Annotated in this window: 22 protein-coding genes; 8 read left to right on the top strand and 14 right to left on the bottom strand. The window is 63.4% G+C overall.

What is annotated here, in order from left to right; all coding sequences use genetic code 11:
• From CJ178_RS20155 to CJ178_RS20130, 6 genes are all read right to left on the bottom strand, one after another.
• Positions 1–1,662 carry an MFS transporter gene (locus tag CJ178_RS20155; RefSeq protein ID WP_095887495.1) on the bottom strand — a complete coding sequence of 554 codons (1,662 nt, stop codon included), beginning with the start codon at positions 1,660–1,662 and terminating at the stop codon, positions 1–3.
• A gap of 222 nt (positions 1,663–1,884) precedes the next feature.
• The gene (locus tag CJ178_RS20150) at positions 1,885–2,808 is read right to left on the bottom strand and encodes a LysR family transcriptional regulator (RefSeq protein ID WP_095887494.1); all 924 of its coding nucleotides are present in this window, start codon (positions 2,806–2,808) and stop codon (positions 1,885–1,887) included.
• A gap of 24 nt (positions 2,809–2,832) precedes the next feature.
• The gene (locus tag CJ178_RS20145; RefSeq protein ID WP_095887493.1) at positions 2,833–3,960 is read right to left on the bottom strand and encodes an NAD(P)/FAD-dependent oxidoreductase; all 1,128 of its coding nucleotides are present in this window, start codon (positions 3,958–3,960) and stop codon (positions 2,833–2,835) included.
• On the bottom strand, positions 3,957–4,151 hold the full coding sequence (locus CJ178_RS20140; RefSeq protein WP_045065909.1) for a ferredoxin: 195 nt from the start codon (positions 4,149–4,151) through the stop codon (positions 3,957–3,959). The genes CJ178_RS20145 and CJ178_RS20140 overlap by 4 nt, the downstream gene beginning before the upstream one ends.
• Positions 4,148–5,323 (bottom strand): cytochrome P450, encoded by a 1,176-nt coding sequence (locus CJ178_RS20135; protein ID WP_095887492.1) that lies wholly within the window; start codon positions 5,321–5,323, stop codon positions 4,148–4,150. Before CJ178_RS20135 ends, CJ178_RS20140 begins: the two co-directional genes overlap by 4 nt.
• Before the next feature lie 75 nt (positions 5,324–5,398).
• The gene (locus CJ178_RS20130; RefSeq protein ID WP_092805019.1) at positions 5,399–6,166 is read right to left on the bottom strand and encodes an IclR family transcriptional regulator; all 768 of its coding nucleotides are present in this window, start codon (positions 6,164–6,166) and stop codon (positions 5,399–5,401) included.
• A gap of 57 nt (positions 6,167–6,223) precedes the next feature.
• Between CJ178_RS20130 and CJ178_RS20125 the strand changes: the two genes are divergently transcribed.
• From CJ178_RS20125 to CJ178_RS20110, 4 genes are read left to right on the top strand one after another with little or no spacing between them, the layout of a single operon-like run.
• On the top strand, positions 6,224–7,360 hold the full coding sequence (locus CJ178_RS20125) for a cupin domain-containing protein (RefSeq protein ID WP_095887491.1): 1,137 nt from the start codon (positions 6,224–6,226) through the stop codon (positions 7,358–7,360).
• Complete coding sequence (locus CJ178_RS20120; protein WP_095887490.1) at positions 7,357–8,193, top strand: fumarylacetoacetate hydrolase family protein; 837 nt, start codon at positions 7,357–7,359, stop codon at positions 8,191–8,193. Before CJ178_RS20125 ends, CJ178_RS20120 begins: the two co-directional genes overlap by 4 nt.
• A complete protein-coding gene (locus tag CJ178_RS20115; protein ID WP_095887489.1) occupies positions 8,190–8,888 on the top strand; it encodes a maleylpyruvate isomerase family mycothiol-dependent enzyme in 699 nt (232 codons plus the stop codon). The genes CJ178_RS20120 and CJ178_RS20115 overlap by 4 nt, the downstream gene beginning before the upstream one ends.
• Positions 8,889–8,900: 12 nt before the next feature.
• Entirely contained in the window at positions 8,901–10,154 is a 1,254-nt protein-coding gene (locus CJ178_RS20110) for an FAD-dependent oxidoreductase (RefSeq protein ID WP_045066809.1), read from the top strand.
• Between the two features lie 10 nt (positions 10,155–10,164).
• On the opposite strand, the gene CJ178_RS20105 is transcribed toward CJ178_RS20110, so the two are convergent.
• Positions 10,165–11,433, bottom strand: a complete 1,269-nt coding sequence (locus CJ178_RS20105; protein WP_095887488.1) for a reverse transcriptase family protein — start codon at positions 11,431–11,433, stop codon at positions 10,165–10,167.
• Positions 11,434–11,760: 327 nt separating this feature from the next.
• On the opposite strand from CJ178_RS20105, the gene CJ178_RS20100 reads away from it, so the two are divergent.
• Positions 11,761–12,231, top strand: a complete 471-nt coding sequence (locus CJ178_RS20100; protein WP_033237083.1) for an NfeD family protein — start codon at positions 11,761–11,763, stop codon at positions 12,229–12,231.
• Positions 12,228–13,085 carry a slipin family protein gene (locus CJ178_RS20095; protein WP_080711885.1) on the top strand — a complete coding sequence of 286 codons (858 nt, stop codon included), beginning with the start codon at positions 12,228–12,230 and terminating at the stop codon, positions 13,083–13,085. Before CJ178_RS20100 ends, CJ178_RS20095 begins: the two co-directional genes overlap by 4 nt.
• 11 nt (positions 13,086–13,096) lie before the next feature.
• Here CJ178_RS20095 and CJ178_RS20090 read toward each other — a convergent pair whose 3' ends face one another.
• Positions 13,097–13,774, bottom strand: coding sequence for a pyridoxamine 5'-phosphate oxidase family protein (locus CJ178_RS20090; RefSeq protein WP_095887487.1), 678 nt, complete (start codon positions 13,772–13,774; stop codon positions 13,097–13,099).
• A gap of 84 nt (positions 13,775–13,858) precedes the next feature.
• On the opposite strand from CJ178_RS20090, the gene pdxR reads away from it, so the two are divergent.
• Both pdxR and CJ178_RS20080 read left to right on the top strand, forming a co-directional pair.
• Positions 13,859–15,253 (top strand): MocR-like pyridoxine biosynthesis transcription factor PdxR, encoded by a 1,395-nt coding sequence (gene pdxR, locus CJ178_RS20085; RefSeq protein ID WP_095887486.1) that lies wholly within the window; start codon positions 13,859–13,861, stop codon positions 15,251–15,253.
• Positions 15,254–15,294: 41 nt separating this feature from the next.
• Complete coding sequence (locus tag CJ178_RS20080; protein ID WP_095887485.1) at positions 15,295–17,415, top strand: NAD(P)/FAD-dependent oxidoreductase; 2,121 nt, start codon at positions 15,295–15,297, stop codon at positions 17,413–17,415.
• A 38-nt stretch (positions 17,416–17,453) separates the two neighbouring features.
• On the opposite strand, the gene CJ178_RS20075 is transcribed toward CJ178_RS20080, so the two are convergent.
• The 6 genes from CJ178_RS20075 to CJ178_RS20050 all read right to left on the bottom strand — a co-directional run bounded on the left by CJ178_RS20075 (position 17,454) and on the right by CJ178_RS20050 (position 22,906).
• Positions 17,454–18,467: an isopenicillin N synthase family dioxygenase gene (locus tag CJ178_RS20075; protein ID WP_095887484.1), complete on the bottom strand. Its 1,014-nt coding sequence runs from the start codon at positions 18,465–18,467 to the stop codon at positions 17,454–17,456.
• Between the two features lie 215 nt (positions 18,468–18,682).
• Positions 18,683–19,786, bottom strand: a complete 1,104-nt coding sequence (locus CJ178_RS20070) for an inositol-3-phosphate synthase (RefSeq protein WP_033237087.1) — start codon at positions 19,784–19,786, stop codon at positions 18,683–18,685.
• Complete coding sequence (locus CJ178_RS20065; RefSeq protein ID WP_033237088.1) at positions 19,779–20,342, bottom strand: PadR family transcriptional regulator; 564 nt, start codon at positions 20,340–20,342, stop codon at positions 19,779–19,781. Before CJ178_RS20065 ends, CJ178_RS20070 begins: the two co-directional genes overlap by 8 nt.
• 114 nt (positions 20,343–20,456) lie before the next feature.
• On the bottom strand, positions 20,457–21,227 hold the full coding sequence (locus CJ178_RS20060; RefSeq protein WP_033237089.1) for a DUF1707 SHOCT-like domain-containing protein: 771 nt from the start codon (positions 21,225–21,227) through the stop codon (positions 20,457–20,459).
• Positions 21,228–21,236: 9 nt separating this feature from the next.
• Positions 21,237–22,046 (bottom strand): DUF1707 SHOCT-like domain-containing protein, encoded by an 810-nt coding sequence (locus tag CJ178_RS20055; protein WP_033237090.1) that lies wholly within the window; start codon positions 22,044–22,046, stop codon positions 21,237–21,239.
• 20 nt (positions 22,047–22,066) lie between these two features.
• On the bottom strand, positions 22,067–22,906 hold the full coding sequence (locus CJ178_RS20050; RefSeq protein WP_095887483.1) for a DUF1707 SHOCT-like domain-containing protein: 840 nt from the start codon (positions 22,904–22,906) through the stop codon (positions 22,067–22,069).
• Positions 22,907–23,020 lie beyond the last annotated feature (114 nt).

The following is a 23,020-nucleotide window of genomic DNA, read 5'->3' as shown; positions in this document are numbered from 1 at the left end:
TTATCGGACGTTGACGTCGTCGGCCACATTGGCGATCTCATGCAGTACGTCGGTGCCCAGATCGACTGCGGCTTCGGACTCCGGGCGGCTTCCGAAGAGTCCGAACAGGGTCAGGACACCGGACGCGGCGGCGCACAGCGCGCACACCAGGAATGCCAGGCTGTAGCCGCTACCGAGCGACGAGAACGCCAGATCGCTGATCGCGGAAGGCATTGCAAGCATTGGATTGTCGGGTCCGGGTGCCAGGCTCGGATCGGTCGGCACCGGAATGACCGGCATCGAGTTGAGCGCCATCGCGCCGCCCTGCTCGCCGATCCCCATGACAGCGCCGGCATGAGCCTGACCGAGATCGGATTCACCGACAGCCGCGCCGAGGCCGTCCCTGACCTCGTTGTTGGCGACACTGTTCGCAATAGCGGCGACGAGAACGGGTCCGAGAGCAAAGCCGAAGTCACGCAACAGGTTTGTCGTGGCACTGGCCATGCCGGCCAAGCGCAACGGCACGGTGTTGATGGCCACCGCGGTGATCGACGCGACCGTGAAGGCGAACCCGACGCCGAGCAGCAGCATCGGCACGATGAAGTCCGTCCACGTCGAGGTCCGGACGTCGAACTGCGAGCAGATGAAGCCGGCGATCGCGATCAGTGCAAAGCCCGACGTCAGCACCCAACGCGGTGAAACGCTGTGGATCAGGCGGGATACGAGCGGTACCAGCAGGAACGCGGGACCCTGGATGACCAGGAACAACACGCCGATTTTGAGCGGTGAGACATGCTGAACCGCACCGAGCCAAATGCTCATCGAGAAGCAGAGGCCCAGGAACGCGAACATGCCGACGACGGCGGTGATACCCGAGATCGCGAAGACCCGGTTGGCAAACAGATTCAGGTGCAGAAGTGGCACTTCGGTGCGCAATTCGATGACGACAAACGCGGCCAGGGATACGACGCCGATGACAAAGCCGACGACGATCGTGGTGTTGCCCCAACCGATCTCGGATCCCTGCGTCAGTGCCCAGAGGAGGGCGATCAGGCCGACCGCCAACGTTGCCTGGCCGGGCAGGTCGAGCTTGCGGCCTTCCGGCGACGACGAGTCCTGCGCGCCCAGTGAAACGACAAACGAGATCAGTGCTGCGGCGATCACTGCACCGAAAGCCCAACGCCAGCTGCCGAATTCGGTGAGCACGGCGGCCATCATCGGTGAGAGTGCGGCACCGAGGGACAGGAAGCCCGCCCACAGTGCGATCGCCCTGGCGCGGGCCTGGGCGTCGGGCGCTGCAGCGGCGATCATCGCCAGCGAGATCGGGTAGAGCGCGCCGGCGCCGATGCCCGCGATGGCCTGGCCGATCCACATCAGGTGAACTTCCTGCGCACTTGCACACAGGGCTGCGCCGACGACGATCAGCAGCGCTCCGCCGAGTAGCAGTCGTTTGCGGCCGAACATGTCGCCGAGCACGCCGAAGGTCAGTTCGAACACCACCATCGTCGTGGCAAAAGCGGCGCTGATCCACGTGAGTTCTGCGCCGGAGATGTTGAAGTCCTGCTGGAAGGTTCCGTTCAGGGCGCCGGGCAGCGAGTACGCCACCTGGGCCACCATGACGGCCAGGCATGCGGCTACGAGAGTCGCTACGTAGCGCGATGGCCGCGCAGTCGGGTTACTCATTTCTGTGAGCTCCTTGCTCGAGGATTCCGAACCGCTCGATCGGCAGTCCGAGCGCGCTTGTGATACGTGTCACGCACTGAGTGAGCAAGGTGTCACATCGGTTTACTCTCTGTCAAGCGAATTCTGTATCGCGGGTAATGGTGGACAGAGCGAGCATGTTTTCGGCAAAGTTCACACCCCTTCCAGTGCGCTGAAAGGGGTGTGAGCTCGAGGAAAAGGGTGCTAGCTGGGCGCGGCTACTTCGACGAGAATCCCCCGCAACCAGGATTTGAACTCGGCATCAGCCAGGCGGGGGTTCCACACCATGTCGACGACCAGTGGTGCGACCGGTAGCGGGAACTCCTCGATCCGCAGGTCAACTCGCTCCGCCATCGCGACCGCGACGCGATAGGTGTGCAAGGCAACGCCACCGGCCGTTGCCACGAGGTGCGGGATGAGCAGGTGATCGGAGATCAACGTCCCGATGCGGTAGTCCACTCCGTGCGCGTCCATCGAGGCATACGGCGGCACGCGGTGACGGGAGTCGTACGTGACATGAGGCAACGACGTCAGCAGTTCCAGTGCAGATGCCTCGGGGTCACTGTCTCGGTGGGCGATCACCACCCACCGGTTCTCGTACAGACGCTCGCGCGGGTACGGCGAATGAAATGCCTCTGACAGAAGTACGACGTCCACACCGTTGTCGGTGAAGTCGGCAGCCTGCGGCGCGACAAAATTGCGGATGCGCAGCGTCGCATTCGGGGCCCGCTCGGCGATCAGTCTCGCCAACTCCGCCCCGACCACGAAGGCGGTGCTGGTAGTCATCGCGACTGTGATGGTGCGGCTGTCGTGAGCTGGGTCGAAGCCTGGGAAGTTCACCACTCGCGCAGTCTGGCGTAGCACTTCACGCAATGGATCGATCAGCTCCAGCGCGCGCGGAGTGAGCACCAGTCCGCTCCCCTGCCGCACAACCAGATCGTCCCCGATCATCCGGCGCATCCTGCCAAGGGCATGACTCATCGCGGGTTGGGTCATGCCAACCCTTGCGGCGGCTCGCGTGACCGAACCCTCTTCGAGCAGTGCAAGCAGCGGCACCAGCAGGTTGAGGTTGACCCCGCCGAGGCGATCCAGGCCGAGATCGCCTTCGTGGTTCCGGGGTTGGTTCATCCACACGAAGTTACGCGGCCTGCGTCATCCGGCGGTCGAGGCCATGCGTCGCAGTCTCGGGATCGCGATGCGGTGGTTGACCGCGACGGCGACGCCGCGGCCGTCGTCGTGAGTCCAGCGCATCACCGACGGTCCTTCTGGGCGCTCGCCGACGAGGAACTTGGGTTCGCCCACCACCGGCAGGTGACCGGTGGCCTTGAGGTTCAACCCGAACTGCTCGGTCCAGAAGTACGGATCGAGGTCGAGCTCCGGCGCGTCATCGCCGCTCAAGAGTGCGACGGCGGCAACTTTTGCCTGTTCTATTGCGCTGCTCCACAACGGAATCCGTCGTATTCCTTGACGCGTGGGGATGGCCGTGACGTCCCCGGCTGCCACGATGTTCGGCCGAATCCGCCCTCGTGAATCTGCTTCGAGACGGCCGTCTGCGAGTCCGCTGGTAGCCAACCATTCCGTGTTGGGTATGTCGCCGATCGCAGTGACGATCAGCTCGGCCTCGATCCGCGTTCCGTCTCGCAGGATCACTCCGCGAGGGCCGTCGATGCGAGCGGCCGACCCGTCGACGATGGTCAGTCCCTGCGCTATCGCGGTCGCGGTGAACGCTTCAGACAGGTGTGGACCCAGATGCGAGAGCATCGACCTGCCGTCGGCCACCACTGTGACCTGGCAACGCGCGGCCATGGCCGCTGATGCGATCTCCATGCCCAGCGGGCCGGCCCCGACGACTACGACGGATGGCTGGGCGGCCAGTCGTTCGCGAAGAACCCAGGCATCGTCGAGCGTGCGCAGCGTCAGCTCCGCACTCTCCGTACCTCCCAGTCGGCGAGCCCGTGAACCGGACGCGATGACCAGTCCGTCGTACGGCAAAACTGTACCGTCATCGAGGTGCACCCGCCCTGATTCGACGTCGAGGCCGACTGCCGCCACCCCGAGCAGCTCGGTGGCCTGGTGCATCGGCGAAGCCAGTTCGTGGGAGCCACCGTCGACCAGGAGTGCCTTGGAGAGTGCCGGCCGTGAATATGCCGTCCGGGGTTCGTCCCCCACGATGGTCAGGCTGCCGTCGAAACCAGCGGCCCGAAGGCTGTCGCAGGCTGTCTGGCCTGCAATTCCATTGCCGACGACCAGAATTCGTCGACGAGTGTCAGCGCCGTTCATGCCAGTTTGAGTGCGGCGACGGGGCAGACCCGGACCGCTGCGCCGGCGTCGGCGAGCTCGCGGCTTCCCTCGGCGAACTCTTCGAGGTCGAGGACCAGTTCGCCCTCGTCGTCGAGGTGCATCAGCTCAGGGGCAACACTTTCGCATAGACCATGGCCTTCGCAACGGGGCCGATCGAGCACGATTCTCATGCGGGGATCACTTTCAGGACGTCGAGTTGATTGATAGAGCGAGTGATGTTGCTGGGCAACAGAATCGGATCGGCAGCCACAATCCGTCGAGCGTGCTTGGCCAGTGCCCTGATGACAGCCTGGCCTTCCAGACGAGCCAGCCCTTGCCCGGCGCAGCCGTGCGAGCCGTAACCGAAGGAGAGATGGTCCACCGGATTCCGTTCGACCGAAAAGGCGTCGGGATTCTCGTAATGCCGTGAGTCGCGATTGCCCGCGCCGAAGAGAATCGCAACCTGGGATCCGGCCGGGACCAGCGTTCCGTCGATCTCTACATCCTTGGTGACAAAGCGCCCCCACGCATGCACCGGCGCCCAGAATCGGAGAGTCTCGTTGAATGCTGCCGGTGCCAACTCGGGATTCTGGTGGACTAGATCGAATTGGTCCGGAAATGCTGAGAACAGCGCGACGATGTTGCCGATCGCGGCGATCGTCGTATCGACTCCCGCGCCCAGATACTGGTGGATGATCTTGCCTGCAGTATCGGGCGGGATCGCTCCCCGGGCCTCGGCATCGAATATGCCGCGGCCCACAGATTCTGGTGCCAGATCCTCGGCGCGGACTTGCGCGCACCAGCCGTAGAGCTCTCCGGCAATGGGGAAGTTCTCGGCAGTTCGTTGGTTCATCGGGCCGATAACCTCCATCGCGGCTTGTCCCCAGCGCAGCATGTCGTTGCGCACCGAGCCGGTGAAGCCGATCAGGTCAGCGACGATCTCGAGGGGAAATGCGCGTGCCAGCGCATCGATGGCGTCGAACGATCCCTGGGTAACCAGGTCCGCGACCAGGGCATCGGCCTTGCTCTGGATCTGGCCCGCGAGCCCGCGCAACGCCCGTGGGGAGAGGTTCTCCGTCAGTGTCGCCCGTAGTTCGGTGTGAACAGGTGGATCCGACGCCAGCGACGTGCCTTGTAATGCCTCGTTGACCATCGGGTTGAATCCGATGCTGCGGGACGAGAACGTGCCGGGATCAGCCAACGCGTCGCGGATCGCGTCGTAGCGCGTCAGGGCGTAGACGTCATTGGTGGTCAGATGCACCACTGCGCCGAGTTCGCGGAGTTCGGCGTACATCGGATAGGGATCGGTCAGGACGTCGTCGGCGAACAAGTCGACGGTGGAAGTGGCGGGAGAATTGGGCATACACCCAGTGAAGTGACTGCAGTCACATAAATCCAACTCATATTTTGCATAGAGAAACATGCATCAAATTGATGTTCAGTGAGCCAGGTCCGCCTCGATGCGATCGGCAGCCATGCGCAGGGTCGCTACCAGGGACGGCAGCTGCTGCCGGTCGTAGCGCACGGAGGGGATTGAAACAGACAGTCCAGCAAGGGCTTTGCCGTTGGCATCACGCACCGGTACTCCGACGGCCACGACACCGCGCTCGGAGCGGCCCTGGTTGACCGCAAACCCTTGCTTGTGGATCCGCGCCAGCTCGGTACGCAGTTTGGGCAGGTCCGGCTGGTCGGTCACATCCGCGTCGGACCTGCTCTCGTAGGCCTGGCCCAGTTCGTCGGCGGAGAGTTCGGCGAGCAATAACAACCCGCCGGAAAGGCGGTGTGCCGGAAAGACCATGCCCTCGCGTGATCCGACGCGCAGTACCTGGGCGGACTCCACCGAGACGATGAACCGGGCCTCGACGCCGGTGCGAATGGTCAGATTGGCAGACTCTCCGACCGCCTGGACCAGGAGTTCCATGTGCGGCAGCGCGGCCGATCGAAGCAACGAGGTCGCGGAGCGCGAGTGTTCGGCCAGTTCCAGGACTGGTCCGGCGCCGTACTGACGGCCGGGGTGCTGCACCGCGAAGTCCCGGTAGACCAGCATTTGCAGTAGCCGGTGTGCTGTCGATCTGGCGACCCCGAGTCGCTCGGCCGCTTCCGCGACGGTCAGGTTTCCCTCCAGTTGCAGGATTGTCGCCAATCTCAGTGCATGGTCGACGCTGGCGATCGCATACGCCGGCGGGGTCTTCTGTGGCTTCTCCATAATTCTGTATAGCAGAATCTAGTGTTCTGTCTTGAATAATCCAGTCACTCTTATGTCATGACTTCGACCGACTCCCCCGTCCGGCTCCACGCCGTCGACGCGCCAGGCCAGCCGGATGTGACCCCAGCGCTCGAGGAGCTTTACCGCGGCTTCGAGTCAGAACTGTTGGTGCCGTTGTGGACTGAGATCGGCGATCTCATGCCGGCTCATCCGCGCTCGCGCGCTGTCCCGCACCTGTGGAAGTGGGAGAACCTGGTACGCCTTGCCGAGCAAGCCGGCGAGATCGTCCCGGTCGGCCGCGGTGGTGAGCGTCGTGCGATTGCGCTGGCGAACCCGTCGCTGGGTGGCCGGCCCTTCGCCACCCCCACCTTGTGGGCGGCGATCCAGTACTTGATGCCGGGCGAAGATGCTCCCGAGCACCGCCACACGCAGCACGCATTCCGATTTGTCGTCGAAGGCTCCGGCGTCTGGACGGTCGTCGGCGGTGACGCCGTCTCGATGAACCGCGGCGATTTCCTGCCGCAGGCGGGCTGGAACTGGCACGCCCACCACAATGCCACCGACAAGCCGATGGCGTGGATCGACGGCCTGGACATCCCGTTCCAGTACCTGACGGAAGCGCAGTTCTTCGAGTTCGGCCGCGACGAGATCAGTGACGCCGAGCGCATCACTCCCGAGCGCTCCCGGTCCGAGCGGCTGTGGGGTCACCCCGGACTGCGCCCGCTCAGTGCCACGCAGGTCGCTCCCGGCAGCCCACTGCTCTCGTACAAGTGGGAGTTCACCGACCGCGCACTGCGCGATCAGCTCGCGATCGAAGCCGAAGGTTACGGCGGCACAGTCGAACCCGGCCACGCGGCGGTTCGCTACACCAACCCGCACACCGGCGGCGACGTCCTGCCGACGATGCGCACCGAGTTCCACCGCATCGTCCGCGGCGCCGAAACCGCTCCGGTGAAAGAGACCGGTTCGAGCGTCTACCAGGTGTTCGACGGTTCCGGCACGGTGACGGTTGGTGACCGGACCTGGACAGTGACGCGCGGCGACATCTTCGTCGTTCCGTCCTGGACGCCGTTCTCCGCGAAATCCGAAGCGGGAAAAACGGACTCGGATTCCGGCGCACTCGACCTTTTCCGCTTCGGCGACGCCCCCGTCTTCGAAGCACTGCAGCTCAACCGAATGGAGATTTCACGATGAGGCTCACGACAATTCGCACCGGCGCAGCGACGCGCGCAGTCAAGCTCGACGGCGACCGCCTGGTCGACCTCGGCGAGAGCGATCTGGGAATCTTTCTTGCCCATGAGGATTGGAAGCGTCGCGCAGAAGCTATGTCCGCCGACGATGCCACCACGTACCCGCTCGAAGGTGCCGACTTCGCGCCGGTAGTTCCGCAGCCGTCGAAGGTCATTTGCGTCGGTCACAACTACACGAATCACATCAAGGAGATGGGCCGCGAACTCCCGTCGTATCCGACGCTGTTCCCGAAGTTCGCCGACAGCCTGATCGGCGCGAACGACGATATCGTCCGGCCCGACGAGACCGAGGCCTTCGACTGGGAGGTCGAGCTCGTCATCGTCATCGGCAAGCAGGTGCGCCGCGCCGACGACGCTCAGGCCGAGGCTGCGATTGCCGGTTTCACCGTCATGAACGATGTGTCGGTGCGCGACTGGCAGTTCCGCACGATCGAGTGGACCCAGGGCAAGATCTGGGATTCCACGACTCCGGTTGGGCCGTTCCTCGTGACGCCGGACGAGGTCGGCGGAGTCCGCCCGGCTCTCGAGGTCACGACAACCGTCGACGGTGAGGTCATGCAGCGTGACGACACCGGCACACTGCTTTTCGATCCGATCACGCTCGTGAAGTACATCTCGACCATCACACGCCTCAACCCGGGCGACATGATCGCAACCGGAACACCCGCAGGCGTGGGTCATGCCCGCGATCCGAAGGTCTACCTGCTCGGCGGCGAGACCGTCGTGACCGCTATCTCGGGCCTCGGTGCGTGCACCAACAAGGTAGTGAAGGAATGACTGACGCCCGGCGCTGGATGGAGCACGGAACGCAGCTGTTCCTGAGCGGCGTCGACGGCCTCGATGACGCCGGCGTGGCTGCGCCGTCTGGGCTTCCGGGCTGGAGCCGGCGCCACCTCCTTGCGCACGTCGCCGCCAACGCCGAAGCGCTCGGTAACCTCGTTCATTGGGCCGAAACCGGCGAGGAGACACCGATGTACGCCTCCTCCGACGCCCGCGCCCGTGGGATCGAGGAAGGTTCCCAGTTGCCGGCGGCCACTCTGCTTGCGTGGCCGCGGTCCTCGGCCGAGAAGCTCGACGCTGCTATGGGGTCACTCTCCGATGAGCAGTGGACCCAGCTGATCGTGACGGCCCAGGGTCGGACCGTCCCAGCCACGGAGATCCCGTGGATGCGGGCGCGGGAGGTGTGCGTCCATGCCGTTGATCTCGGTACTGGCGTCACTTTCGCCGATCTTCCGGCCGATTTCCTTGTGGCACTTGGCAATGACATCGTGGGCAAGCGCGGCGCGGTGCCCGGCGTGGCGCTTCGGATCGAAGCCACTGACGCTTCGGTGGCCTGGGACCTCCCCGGCGCGGATGCACCGGTTAGCGTCGCCGGTCCGCTTGCCGACCTGGTCGCCTATCTGAGCGGCCGCCCTCACGATTTGTCGACCAATGACGGATCTCCCGTGCCGGTACTGCCGGCGTGGCTGTGAACGGAGCACATCATGAACACACCTGACGTCATTGTTGTCGGTGGCGGCATCGGCGGCCTCAGCGCTGCATTTGCCCTGACGCGCCAGGGTCTTACCGTGCGAGTGCTCGAGCGGTCCGCCGAGTTCGGTGAGGTCGGCGCCGGCCTGCAGCTCGCACCGAACTGCACCCGCATTTTGAACGAGTACGGCCTACTGGACGAGGCCAAAAGCCTTGGCGTCGTGCCCACGTCGATGGTGATGCGTGATGCCGTCGACGCGTCGGAGCTGACGAAGCTGGACCTGACCGATCTCGAACGCCGGTACGGGTTTCCGTACCTGGTCATCCACCGCAGCGACTTGCACGGACTGTTCCTGCGTGCGTGCGAGCGTGCCGGAGTCGAACTTGTCACCGACGCCAAGGCTGTTGCCTACGAAAACTCCGATACCGGTGCGCAGGTGCGTCTTTCGAGTGGTGAAGTGCACGAGGCCGGTGTGGTCATCGCGGCTGACGGTCTGCACTCGGTTGCACGCAAACTGTTGATCGACGACGAACCTGTGTCGTCCGCCTACGTCGCTTACCGTGGCACGGTGCCGGTGGCGGATTTGGCCGACCGTCCCGTCGATCTGTCGGAGGTCGTGGTCTACGTCGGGCCAGGGCATCACTTTGTGCACTACGGTCTGCGCGGCGGCGAGATGCTCAACCAGGTTGCCGTCTTCGAGTCACCCAAAGCAATTGCAGGTGAGGAGGACTGGGGCACACCTGATGAACTCGACGCGGCATTCGCTGATTCTTGTTCGGAGGTGCGCGAGGGTATCCCGTTCATGTGGCGTGACAAGTGGTGGCGGATGTACGACCGAGACCCGATCATGACGTGGGTTTCGGGCCGGATCGCTTTGCTCGGCGACGCGGCACACCCGCCGTTGCAGTACATGGCGCAGGGCGCGATCATGGCGATCGAAGACGGCTGGGTGCTCGCCGAACATGTTGCCCGTCTGCGGAGTGCCGACGGCGTGATCGACTGGGACGCAGCTCTCGCGGCCTATGAGGCCGTTCGCCCTGAGCACTGCCGCCGGGTACTGACGACGGCACGCGTCTGGGGCGAGTTGTGGCACCTCGACGGCGAGGAACGGCAGCAGCGAAATCTGTTGCTGCGAGCCCGCGGCACACAGGACTACACCTACACCGACTGGATTTACGGGCCGACCGCCCTGGTGCCCGAGGACGAGCCGCCGCTGTATCCGATCGTCCCTCTGGCCTCGGCCGCCGAGTTGGTCGCGAATCGCTGAAATTCATGGGTCAGTCCGACTCGAGAATCTCGGCGCCCCAATCGACACGGTCGGCCAACCGCAATAGCGTGCGTCGGCGCGTAGGGCTGGTTTCGCCGATGTGCGCGATCCGGCCGTAGATGTGAGCGCGAAAGTTCCCGACTCCCTCTCGATTCTGTTCCTGGGCAGAGGTATTGGCGGCGTTGTGGAGCAGGGCGCGCAATCGGTCGTATTCGTCACGCGGATACGACGGTTGGTTGTTGATGACCAGGCCGGTGAGGTGCTGGCGCCGGTGCGGACGCATCACTTTTGTCTTCCGTGGATGGACGGCGAACCCTTCGTCTCCGGCGATCTGTTCGACCGTCCACAGGAGGGTGCCGACGTCAGTCACTTCGATTCCGGAGAACGCCAGGTCGTCGGCGTAGCGGGTGTAGGTGAGCCAGTTCGTCTTCGCCAGCCCACTCAACCGGATATCGAGCCCCCGCGCTACAAGATTCGCGAGCGCAGGCGACGTCGGCGCACCCTGAGGCAGGTGCGCCGTTCGCAACTGTGACGCCTGTGCGTATGGCACTCCGCGCAGGGTATCGGCAGGCGTTGCAACAGTGCACAATCCGGTGAGAACTTCCGCGACGGCGGGCGGGTAGCCGAGGGCGGTGAAGATCGCGTGAACACGGTCGCCGGTGATGGACGGGAAGAACTGAGCGAGGTCCACACCGATCACGATTTCCGACAGTGCGTGCGGCGCTGCAAATGTCAAGGGACTTCGACCACGGACAAATCCGTGTGCCACCTCGTGTGCTGGTACTTGATCGAGTATGCGGCGCAGGATCTTCCGCTGAATTTCGCGCAGCCTTGGTTTGGGTATCTCGAGTAGTCGAGCGCCGGCCTTCTTGCTGATCTGCATGGGCCGGTAGTGGCGCAGCGGGAGAGGTTTCGTGCGTAGCCATTCACCGCGATCGGCGAACCACTCGAGTTCCGAGATTGTGAGATCGAGGGAGCGGGCCAGGTCGGCGCTGGTGTTGTATCGCGGCACATCGAAGCGCCACACCGAAGATTCGTTTGTGTCCAACGATAGGGGAACTGGTCGCAGGCGCGGTAATTCGCGCAGCAATCGGTAGAGCGTCTGAGGTTCGAACGGTGGGGCCGGCATGAGGTCGAGGACTCGGACCGCCAGGAGTGTCGGGGAAATCCCGAAGACCGTCCCGAATGCCTCCTCGAGGCCGCCGACGGTCCACGGTGCGTCGTCGGCTGCGTCTGCCAGCCGACGCGCCAATTCGGCGTCGAGTTCGAAGTCACTCATGATTCGACTCCGGGATGCGGCGGCGCGGGGTGACCAAATCCTTTGTCCGGGGCGGCGGGGAGCACGCGGAGCGTGCCGAATGCCGTCGGACGCAGTATCCAATTCTTCTGGCCGACCCAGGGGTTACCCCTGAGACTGGTCGCGTGGACCAACTCTCACCCACGCGCCGCCGCATCCCTTCACAATGGCAGACCGTCCGGTATCTGTCACCTGGATCACTTCAGGTTGTGGCAGATCCGGACAAACGTGATTACCGTTGATGTCGAGGGCCCGATCGCACGATGGCTACGCGACGCGACCGAGTCCTCGTGAGCGTGGAGACGAGTGATGACGACATTGGGTATCGCGGCCCTGCTGTTGGGTGTCTTGTTGATGGTGGTCGAGGCACATGCCCCGACTGCGGGGGTGCTCGGCGGTCTTGGTGCGCTCCTGATCGGGGCGGGTGTCTGGTTGCTCTTCACCTCCGGCGATGCGGGCCAGGTGATTGCAATTCCGGTGACGGCAGGGGTTGCAGTGGTCGGCCTGGGTGTTACCGCGGTGGCGAGCCGGAAAGTTCTGACCGCCCGGCATGCGCCCGTGCGCACCGGAGTGGAATCGCTGATCGGATCCGATGCGACGGTTCGCAGTTGGGACGGCTCGCGCGGACAGGTCGAGGCTGCGGGTGGATTGTGGAACGCCCGAATGGATTTCGGGTTCAGCGACGATTCTGTTCCGAAGGCCGGCGATCCTGTCGTAGTGGAGCAGGTCCGGGGTCTGACCCTGACAGTGCGCCGTCGTGAACCGTGGGAGTTGCTATGACCACCATTCTCATTTCCCTGTGCATCGTTGTTCTGCTTCTCGTGACGCTGGTCGGCATGTCGATTCGGGTCTTGCGAGAGTACGAGCGTGCAGTGGTGTTCCGGCTCGGACGGTTGATCGCGTTGAAGGGGCCGGGTCTGGTAATCCTCATTCCGGCAATTGATCGGATGGAGCGGGTCGGCCTACGGACCGTGACACTGAAAATTCCGGTGCAGGAAGTCATTACGCGCGACAACGTGCCGGCAAAAGTCACAGCCGTCACCTATTTCCGAGTGGTCGATGCCGATCGCGCAATCGTCGAGGTCGAAGATTTCCTGGCAGCTACGTCGCAGATTGCGCAGACAACTCTGCGGTCGATCCTCGGCAAGGCCGACCTCGACGCCTTGCTCTCCGAACGTGAACGTCTCAACGAAGACCTGCAGAAAGTGATCGATCAACAGACGGAACCGTGGGGAGTCAAGGTCACCACGGTGGAGATCAAGGACGTCGAGATTCCTGCCAACATGCAGCGCGCCATCGCCCGTCAGGCGGAGGCCGAACGAGAACGGCGAGCCAAGATCATCAACGCGCAAGCCGAATTCCAGGCGTCGGCTACGCTCGCCGACGCAGCCGACGTGATCAGCCGCAACCCGACCACCCTGCAATTGCGTTACCTGCAGACGTTGCACGCGATTGGGGCCGAGAACAATTCGACCGTCGTATTCCCGCTGCCCCTCGACCTGGTTCGTCCGTTCCTGGGGAACCGGGGCGAGGACAAGCAGGACGAGTCCGGATCGGCCACGCCGGTGACTTCCGAGCCGCGACCTAATGGTCTGGATATTCGCCCGCCGTTGTCCCCGCCGATCCCGCGGTAGCGTTGCTTCGGCTACATCATTGCCGAGACATGTTCCGGCAGCGTGATATCCGCATCGAGGTCTTCGGCTCGGATGGGTTCACCGAACTGTACGGATGCCGGAATGACACCTGCCCAGACCTTTTCGACACCGATATCTGATTCGTCGTCGCCGGGGCCGCCGGTTCGTGCCTTCACCGACGCCTCGAACAGGGGCAGTGCAAGCACCACTGTTGCCGCCAGTTCCTTGCGTGTTGACGCCCGCAGGTGTCCGGAACGGTCGGGAACTACTTGATCGACAATCAAATTCAGTGCACTGAGCCGTTCGTCCGGATCCGTGACGATCCGGGGTCGACCGAGAATCACGGCGCTGCGGTAGTTCATCGAATGGTGAAAACCGGAGCGCGCCAGAACAAGTCCGTCGAGCACTGTGACGGTTACGCAGATCTCGCTGTCGGGTACGAGGCTACGTGACGCTACCGAACCGTGCAGGTAGAGGGTGCCGTCTTGATCCGGGCCCTCGGGATCAAATCCGTACGCCGTCGGCAGCACGAGAGGCACACCGTCGGTGGACACGCCCAAGTGGCACAGCTTGGCGGAGCGCAGGACGTCGAAGAGCGCTGCTCGATCGGTGACACCGTGATGACGCGCGCGCTTATGGGTTGTACGTGCTGTTGGGGACAGTGGGGCGAGTGCGACGGTGTGTGTCATGTGAGCAATACTCCTAGCCAAGTGGCTTTGCGTCATGGTCCAATTTGTGGGCACTTTGGTAGGCCACTTAGGGAAAGGGAAACGATGCTTCTGCCCTCGGCGGTAGCGGTGGTGCTCGACCGGACCGATCGGCGACCGCTGCCGATCCAGGTTGCCGATCACCTGCGAGCAGACATTCGCGGTGGATCGGCAGTTGTGGGATTGCGGCTGCCGAGTTCGCGGAAACTGGCTGCCGAACTCGGCGTTGCACGCGCCGTGGTGGAACGAGCCTACGAGCAACTGATTGCCGAGGGCTGGCTCGTAGCGGTGCGCGGCTCGGGAACCTTTGTGGCCGAAGCTCCTTCATCCGTTGTGCTGTCTACTCCCAAGCCTACAAAGGTAGTCGCTCCCGCACCGCCGCAGGTTCAATTGCGCCCCGGAGTGCCATGGACTCCGCCGCGGGCGAGTGCGGCCTGGCGTCGGGCCTGGCGAGATGTCGGTTCCATGCCACCACCTTTCGGAGATCCTGACCCGGCGGGCGACGTCGAATTGCGCTCTGCGCTGTCGCAACTGTTGGGCCGGGCTCGCGGCATGGCCGTCGAACCCGAGCGCATCGTCATTACCTCCGGGGCTACACACGGCCTCGGACTGGCGTTGTCCGCCCTGCGCTCCCCCAACGCTGTACTGGCAATGGAAGATCCGGGCTATCGAAGCGCGTCGACGGCGGCGCTTGCCACCGGATGGTCACTGCTCGACGTGCCGGTAGATGCACACGGACTTTGCGTCGACGAGCTGGAATCGGCGCCCCGGAATGTTCGTGGTGTGTACGTGACCCCGTCACATCAGTATCCGACCGGTGGACTTTTGCCGGTGAGTCGGCGAAATCAGTTGATCGACTTTGCACGGGCTCGGGACGTCCTCCTCTTCGAGGACGACTACGACTCCGAATTCCGTTACGACGTAGCGCCTTTGCCAGCGCTGGCGCAACTCGCGCCGGATCGGGTGGTGTATCTGGGTACGGTCGCCAAGACGCTCGGCGCCGGAATTCGGCTGGGTTGGTTGGTTGCGCCGGAAGGGCTTGCCCGTCGAATTGCGGCGCATCGGGTTCGCATCGGGGATTTCCCGTCTCTTCCGCTGCAACGGGCTCTGCTTTCACTCCTGCGGGACGGTGAATGGGACAGAACGGTACGGGCTGCGCGTCGGCGATATCGGGAGCGTGATCGGTTGGTACACGCTGCGCTGTCCCGCTTCGGGGAACTGCGCGGGCTGGGAGCCGGCATGCACACGACGCTGGTGTTGGATGCGGATCTGGCCGAGACCGTCGCACGTCATGCGCTCGAATACGGAGTGGAGGTACCGACTCTGACGGAGTCTGCGCGCAGTCACAAAAACCCGGGCGGACTCGTGATCGGATACGGCAGAGTGGACGCACGCGACCTGGAATATGCACTCGAGGTGATCGCTAACTGTCTCGCAGATCACGGCGTTGAATCCCGTTGATCGGGAACGGCGCCCCGAGGTGCGGCTCTCGGTTCTAGCGTTTGCTCGTGATCCGCAACCAGACCTTCCCGCACTTGCTCGCACCCGGGACCATCGGTCCCATCACCGTGCCCAACCGCGTTGTTCTGCCCGCCATGGACATGAACCTCTGCGAAGACGGTGAAATCGAGACGGGCGACATCGACCATTTCGTGGCGCGTGCGGCCGGTGGAACCGGGCTGATCATCACCGGCTGCTGCGCTGTTGCGTATCCGTTGGGCTGCACCAGCCGCAAGGAACCGGGGCTCTCGGAAGACCGGTTCATCCCCGGACTCAAGGCCTTGGCCGACGCGGTGCACGACGCCGGCAGCAAGCTGTGTGTGCAGATGACGCACCACGGCAAGGTGGCGCGAATCGACACCCTTGACGGCCGACCCCAGCTGGTGCCGTCCATGCCGAAGCCGCCGGGTGACATGAGTGCGATGGCCGATTGCACACCCGAAGAACTGGGCAAGATGGCTGCCATCAACGAGGGCAAGAGGGCGACCTACCACGAGGCCGACCAGGAAGATCTCGATTGGCTGGTCCGCATGTTCGCCGAGGCTGCCGGACGAGTGAAGGCGGCGGGCGGCGACGCCGTCGAGATTCACTGCGCCCACAACTACGTCCTCGGAGCGTTCCTGAGTCGGTACACGAATCAGCGCAGCGACGAGTACGGCGGTTCCATGGAGAATCGGGCTCGCCTGGCCTGTGAAGTTATTCGCGCAGTCAAGGCGGAGGTCGGCGGTTCGCTTGCCGTCATCGTGCGCCTGGCCGGTCAAGAGTACGGCGAAACCGACGGGCTAACCGTCGACGAGGCTGTTGCTGCCGCCAAGATGTTCGAAGAGGCCGGCGCTGACGCCATCCACGTCACCGGTACCGCACTGAATGCTTTTGCCAACTTCACAGACGGCCCCCTGCCAGACAAGGTCGGCTATTACACCGACAATGCAACGCGAATCAAGCAGGCGATATCGATCCCCGTGATCACCGTCGGACGTATGCTCCCCGAGGTCGGCGAGAAGATGATCGCGGAAGGACGCACGGACTTCGCCGCAATGGGCCGTCAGCTCCTGGCAGACCCACAGTTGGTGAACAAACTCAAAGACGGCACACCCGAGCGGGTTCGGCCTTGCATCAATTGCTACGTCTGCGTGCAGGAGAACTTCTGGGACGAGACCCCGCTGTGCGCTGTCAACCCGGCGCTCGGCAACGAGGCGCTCGTACCTTTCGTCAAGTCGACGACACCCAAGCACGTCGTGATTGTCGGTGCCGGACCAGGTGGCCTCGAGACCGCGCGAGTCGCCAGTGAACGCGGACATCGAGTTACCTTGGTAGACAAGGCAGATCGGCTCGGCGGCACGCTCTGGTTCTCGAGCCTCACGACGCCGGACAACGGTCGTCTGCTGGACTGGCTCAAGGTGGAAACCTCGCGCCTGGGCGTCGATATCCGGCTGAACACCGAGGCCACGGTCGCTTCGATCAAGGCACTGGGCGCCGACGTAGTTGTAGTGGCCACCGGCGCTGTTCGTGACCGCCCGTCCGTTCCCGGCGGCGACCTCCCACACGTGCACACCGGTGACACGTTGCGCGCCTTGATGACCGGGGCCGGCGACACCTCGCAGGTTCCGCCGTTCCTGCGGACCATGGCGAAGCTGGGCAAGCTCTCCGGAATCACCAAGAGCCCCGCCGCGATTCGTGCGGTAACCCGCAAGTTCTTGCCCATGGGCAAGAACGTCGTGGTTATCGGTGGTTCGCTTGTCGGGCTCGAACTTGCGGAGTTCCTGGCCGAGCGCGGTCGCAACGTGACGCTGATCGAAGAAGGTCAGCAGTTGGGCATTCCGATGGCGATGCCGCGTCGCTGGACCGCTGTGCGCCACGCCAAGCATGTCGGTGTGAACATTCACCGCAATTCGACGGTGCAGCGAATCACCAAGGAACACGTCGAATTCCGTTCCGGTGACAAGACACTGACAGCCCCGGCCGACATGGTTGTCGTCGCGTCGGGTGTGTCGGCTCAGGCGCCGCTGGCCGATGCATTGGCAGGTGTGGTGCCCGACGTACGTGTTGTCGGTGACGCCTCTGAGGTCGACTACATCGAGGGCGCAATGCACACCGCGTGGAAAGCTGCGATGGATATCTGAGCACTCTGCTGTGCGCCTTTAGTAACCGCGGGCGGTCACTAAAGGCGCACAGCAACAATGTCCGGCCACCATCGTGCGGCAACATCGGGATGCGCCCGCAAGCGACTCTTGAGCGCGTTGGCGCCATAGGAATCGTGGATCGGGTTGTTCGCATCGACGGTGACGCCGGTAGCGTGCTTCGCCAATTCCGGTGGGAGATCGAACTCCGGGACCTGGGTGGCGTAGTTCGGATTGAAGAAGAACGGCACGGAGATTCGCTCGCCCGCGCCTTCCGGTGAAATAACCCGGTGCACAGTGGCTTTCAGATATCCGCCCGTTGCGACCTCGAGTAGTTCGCCGATGTTGACCACCAGCGCGCCTTCGAGTGGCGGTGCGTCGATCCAGTCGCCGTTGTGCTCCACCTGCAGGCCGGCTTTGCCGGGTTCGACGTACAGCAGGGTCAGTACGCCGGCGTCCTTGTGGCCGCCGACTCCCTGAGTTCCCGCGTTCTTCGGTCGGCCTGGATAGCGCACCACTTTGATCAGGATCGACGGATCCTTCGCAAACGCGGCATCGAAAATGTGCGGATCCTGCCCCAGAGCGACAGCCCACTCCCGGAGCAGTCGCAATGCGACGCCGGTGAGTGCGTCATTCCATTCGGTGATGACTTCGCGTAATTCGGGAAGGGCGTCTGGCCATTGATTGGGCCCCTGCAGGATCTCCCAGTCCGGCGACGTGGCAGTCCGCGTGGCAGCAGGTTGCTCGGCGCCGATGTCGATCTGCTCACGCCAGTCCTGCTTACCTTCGGTGAGTTCACCGCCCAGGCGTGTGTATCCACGAAAGTGTGGGCTGCGCAGATTCTCGATCGCCAGCTTCTCCGTCAAAGGGAGAGCAAAGAACTCGCGAGCGACCGTGAGGAGGCGTCGTTGCAAAGCGTCGGGAATTCCATGGCCGACGAGGTAGAAAAAGCCCATGTCGTGGGTCGCGTCGCGGAGCTGAGTCCGGAACTGCTCGGCAGTCTCGGGATTCTCCGCCAGTGCGAGGTCGAGAACAGGCAGGGACGCAATCGACATGGGGTCCTCGATTCGTGTGATGGTCCTTACCGTCCATCATTCCACGCAGCCCGGCACCTGGCCCCGCGCGGCGATTCCGCATCCGCAGGCGTGATCAGCCGCGCGGCTGCGGAAACGCCCTGCGGGAAACAGAAATCGGGGCCCTGCGCCAGTGGCGCAAGACCCCGAATCCGTGTGAGCTGAAAAGACCTACGCCTCGTCAGCCCGGCGTCTAGCTACGCCTCATCAGCTCCGATGATGAACGCTTCGAGCTCGGTGCGAGCCTTGTCGTCGGCCATCTGTACCGGCGGGGACTTCATCAGGTAAGCGGATGCCGGGTAAACCGGTCCGCCGATGCCGCGGTCCTTGGCGATCTTGGCTGCGCGGACGGCGTCGATGATGATGCCTGCGGAGTTGGGCGAATCCCAGACCTCGAGCTTGTACTCCAGGTTGAGGGGAGCGTCACCGAAAGCACGGCCTTCGAGGCGCACGTATGCCCACTTGCGGTCGTCGAGCCACTCCACGTAGTCCGAGGGACCGATGTGGACGTTGCGGTCGTGGACCTTGCCGGCGAGGGAGCCGGTGAGGTTCGACGTGACGGCCTGAGTCTTGGAGACCTTCTTGGACTCCAGGCGATCGCGCTCGAGCATGTTCTTGAAGTCCATGTTGCCGCCGACGTTGAGCTGGTACGTGCGGTCGAGCACGACGCCACGGTCTTCGAACAGCTTCGCCATCACGCGGTGGGTGATGGTGGCGCCGACCTGGCTCTTGATGTCGTCACCAACGATCGGGACGCCGGCGTCCTTGAACTTGGCAGCCCACTCCGGGTCGGAGGCGATGAACACGGGAAGCGCGTTGACGAACGCGACGCCTGCGTCGATGCAGCACTGTGCGTAGAACTTGTCAGCAGCTTCGGAGCCGACGGGCAGGTAGGACACGAGGACGTCTACCTTGGCGTCCTTGAGTGCCTGGACTACGTCGACGGGCTCGGCGTCGGACAGTTCGATGGTCTCGGCGTAGTACTTGCCGATGCCGTCGAGTGTCGGGCCGCGCTGGACGGGGATGTCGAGCGGCGGGACGTCAGCGATCTTCATGGTGTTGTTCTCGCTGGCGAGGATTGCCTCGGAGAGGTCGAAGCCGACCTTCTTGGCGTCCACGTCGAAAGCAGCGACGAACTGCACGTCGCGGACGTGGTACTTACCGAACTTGACGTGCATGAGGCCGGGAACGGTGCCGGTCTCGTCTGCATCCTTGTAGTAGTGGACGCCCTGAACCAGGGACGAGGCACAGTTACCCACGCCCACAATTGCTACGCGCACCGCGGTGCTGTTCTCACCCATGGTCGGGCTCTCCTTCTTTCTTGGATGTTCCTGGTATCGATTGCTCGGCTGCGATCAATTCGTTGAGCCAACGCACTTCGCGTTCACTCGACTCGAGTCCGAGCTGGTGGAGCTGGCGGGTATATCGGTCCAGCGATCCGCTGGCCCGGCCGACGGCGTCGCGAAGGCCTTCGCGGCGCTCTTCGACTTGGCGTCGTCTGCCTTCCAGGATCCGCATCCGCGCTTCTGCGGGGGTGCGGCTGAAGAAGGCGAGGTGAACGCCGAAGCCGTCGTCGGTGTAGTTCTGCGGTCCCGTGTCGGCAACCAATTCAGTGAACCTTTGCCGGCCTTCCGGGGTGAGCTGGTAGACGCGACGGGCCCGACGCTTGAGTGGGCCGGTGGTGTTGTCGATGTCTTCCGAGATCAAGCCGTCGGCCTGCATGCGCCGTAGTGCCGGGTACAGCGATCCGTACGAGAACGCACGGAATGCGCCGAGCAGACCGGTGAGCCGCTTACGCAGCTCGTATCCGTGCATCGGTGACTCGAGGAGTAGCCCGAGAATTGCGAGTTCGAGCAAGTGACACCTCCCGAGTCTGTGGATCTAACCGCTTGATGCGATAACCAACTATATCGCGCCGATATATAAAACCATACTGCGGCCCGATACGTGTACCAAGGTGTCACGGCTAGATCAGGGGGTGAACGGGTTGATCGACATGATTTCCCCATCGAGGGCAGCGGTCAGGGACCCGCTTTCGTCGAGGTCGTTGCGGACGTGAATCTCGATGGTCGGCTCAGTTTCGGTGCTCTCGACAGAGATGTATCGCGTGGTCGGATTTTGCACCGACGTCGTGGTTCCGGCGCCGTCGAGCAGGGCGATCACGATGCGAGGATCGAGCTGTGTGACGTCGATCTGTGCCACGTCGGGTTCGCGCGATCCTCCCGAAGTCGTGTCCTCGAGGTCGCCTCGGTAGTAGCTGTCGAGGGCCTTGCGAGGTGCGGCAGGATCGGCGCGCGTTACGCGTGCGTAAGTGGGATAGATGGTCATCTCGTCGACCAGTCCGCTGCCGTACTCCGTTTCGATGGCACGGAACATCGCACCCAGGCCGTCCACGGTGTGCAACTGTGGCTCGGGGCTCGAGAAGATCGTGGCGTCGGACGCGGCGTATTTGATTCCGAAACCGATAGCCGAGACCAGTGACAGAGCGATGATCGCAAGGGCGATCCAACGCGTGTCGAGCGAAGGTTCCTTCCGGAGAACAGGCAGAGACGCTTCGGTCTGCAGATCGGACGTCAAATCTTCGAGATCGCCGAGAGTCACTGCAACCGCGGCGAGTTCGGTCAGTTCATCGTGTTCGGTCGCGGTGAGTTGCCCGTCGGCGAAGGCGGAGTCCAGCACTGCGCAAGTGGCCTCGCGATCGGCATTGCGAGCACGGGTGGTCCTGGTCAGATCGTTCGGCATGTCCGGGGCCTATCGAGGAGTGAAGGGAGCCAAGCGGATCGGGCGGCCATCCGGGGTCAACTCCATCGAGCCGCTCGCGCCGAGGTCGTTGCTGGCGTAGATGGAAATGCGTGGATCCTGGCTCGACGAACTCATGCTGATGTGTGTGATCTCGGCGTCGGGGACGTTGAGATTTGTCGACGCTCCCGCCAGATACCCGGCGAGTTTGTCGATGTCGACGGTAGCGAGGTCGAATGTTGTGGTGCTGGCCAATCGGGAGGTGGACCCCTCGCTGGTCGTGAAACCGCCTCGAAAGTCGATGTCCTCCTCCAAATTCGGCGAGATGGCGGCTGCGCGAGTGACGCTTGCATGGTCGTCGAAGAAGTTCGCAGAATCGATCACCGTCGTGCCGAACTTGTTGTTGTACCGGGTTATGAACTCCCGTATTCCGCTTGCGGTGACCGTGTTCAGCGTCGAACTCACGATGGGGGCAAGTGGTTCGGCCCCCTGGGCTGCAACCGGCAACGGCGCCGGGGACGAATCGTCGGCGGACAAGGTGAGGAAGCCGACCATGGCCGCGAGGACAACCGACGCGGCCGCGACGTACCAGATCTTGTCGATACGACGAACTTTCGCGACGGCGTTCCGCAGCGTCGCTTTCTGCAGATCGTGGACCAATAGGTCGAGCTGTCCGAGCGTGGTCGCGGTCATGGCCGACGCCGTTCGGGTCGCGTGCTCGTCGACCGTGATCTGGCCGTCGGACAGGGCGGCATCGAGCACAGCGCAGGTATCGGAACGATCGACGTCACGCGCTCGCGTACGCGAAGAGTTAGTAGTCATGTCCCGCTCACCCACCCACCCTAGTTCTCGTACGGGTACGAACGAGCGATCTCGCCCCATGGCGTGACCTCGATGCGACCTTTGTGGCCAAGTCCGTTCTCGCCGTAGATCCTGATCTTCGGTACGCCGTTGTTCACGTCCACGATCAAGTGCGTGATCGCGGCGTCCGGCACATTGATGTAGCCGCCGATGTTCACCATGTACAGCGCGAGCTTGTCGATCTGGATGGAACCGAGATCGAAGGTCGGCTGGTCCGTTCGCCGCGGAATGGACGTCACATCTCGCTCGAAGCCGTCGCGAAAACTGATGGATTCGGTGAGAGCTGGAGCATCGGGGACCGCCCGGCTCACCAGAGAGTGGTCGCCGTGGAAGCTGACGTCATCGATGAACATGTCGCCGAACTCGTCTCGATACCTCTCGATAAATGCGCCGATACCCTCGGGAGTCAACGTGTCGATGTGTGCGATCAGGATCGGTTCGACGGTCGGCTCCGGCACCAGGGTGGTGGTCGGCAACGGTGGCGCGAGCGAAGTGCTGCTGGCATAACTGGCGGTGATGTGTTCCGAAGGCGTCAACGGTGAGCGACTCCAGGCCACAGCGGCGACGGCGCCGACGACGATCAGAGCAGCGCCACCGATGTACACAGCCTTGCGCGTCACCGACGTCCGAGGTGCCGTTGTCGTATCGATCTTCGGCACCTGCAGATCGTTGACCAGGCGCGCGAGCTCGAGCAGGGTCTTCGCGGACTTCGCCTTCCCGGTCCGTTCGAAGTAGTCCTCCGCGCTCAACTGCCCTTCGGCGTACGCGGCGTCCAACACATTGCACGTTTCGACGCGATCGAGATCACGAGCACGCGTCATCGGGGAACGGGATGACTTCACAGGAAGTGATCGTAATGGCTGGTCGCCATGCCTCCGGACCACAAAATGTGTTCATCGTGACCCTCCCGAACCGTCCGTGACCGGTTGGACGCA

The organism is Rhodococcus sp. ACPA4, assembly GCF_002300185.1.
Lineage (GTDB): Bacteria > Actinomycetota > Actinomycetes > Mycobacteriales > Mycobacteriaceae > Rhodococcus_F > Rhodococcus_F globerula.
The sequence above is the reverse complement of the archived record's forward strand: the minus strand, read 5'-3'. Positions and strand labels throughout refer to the sequence as shown.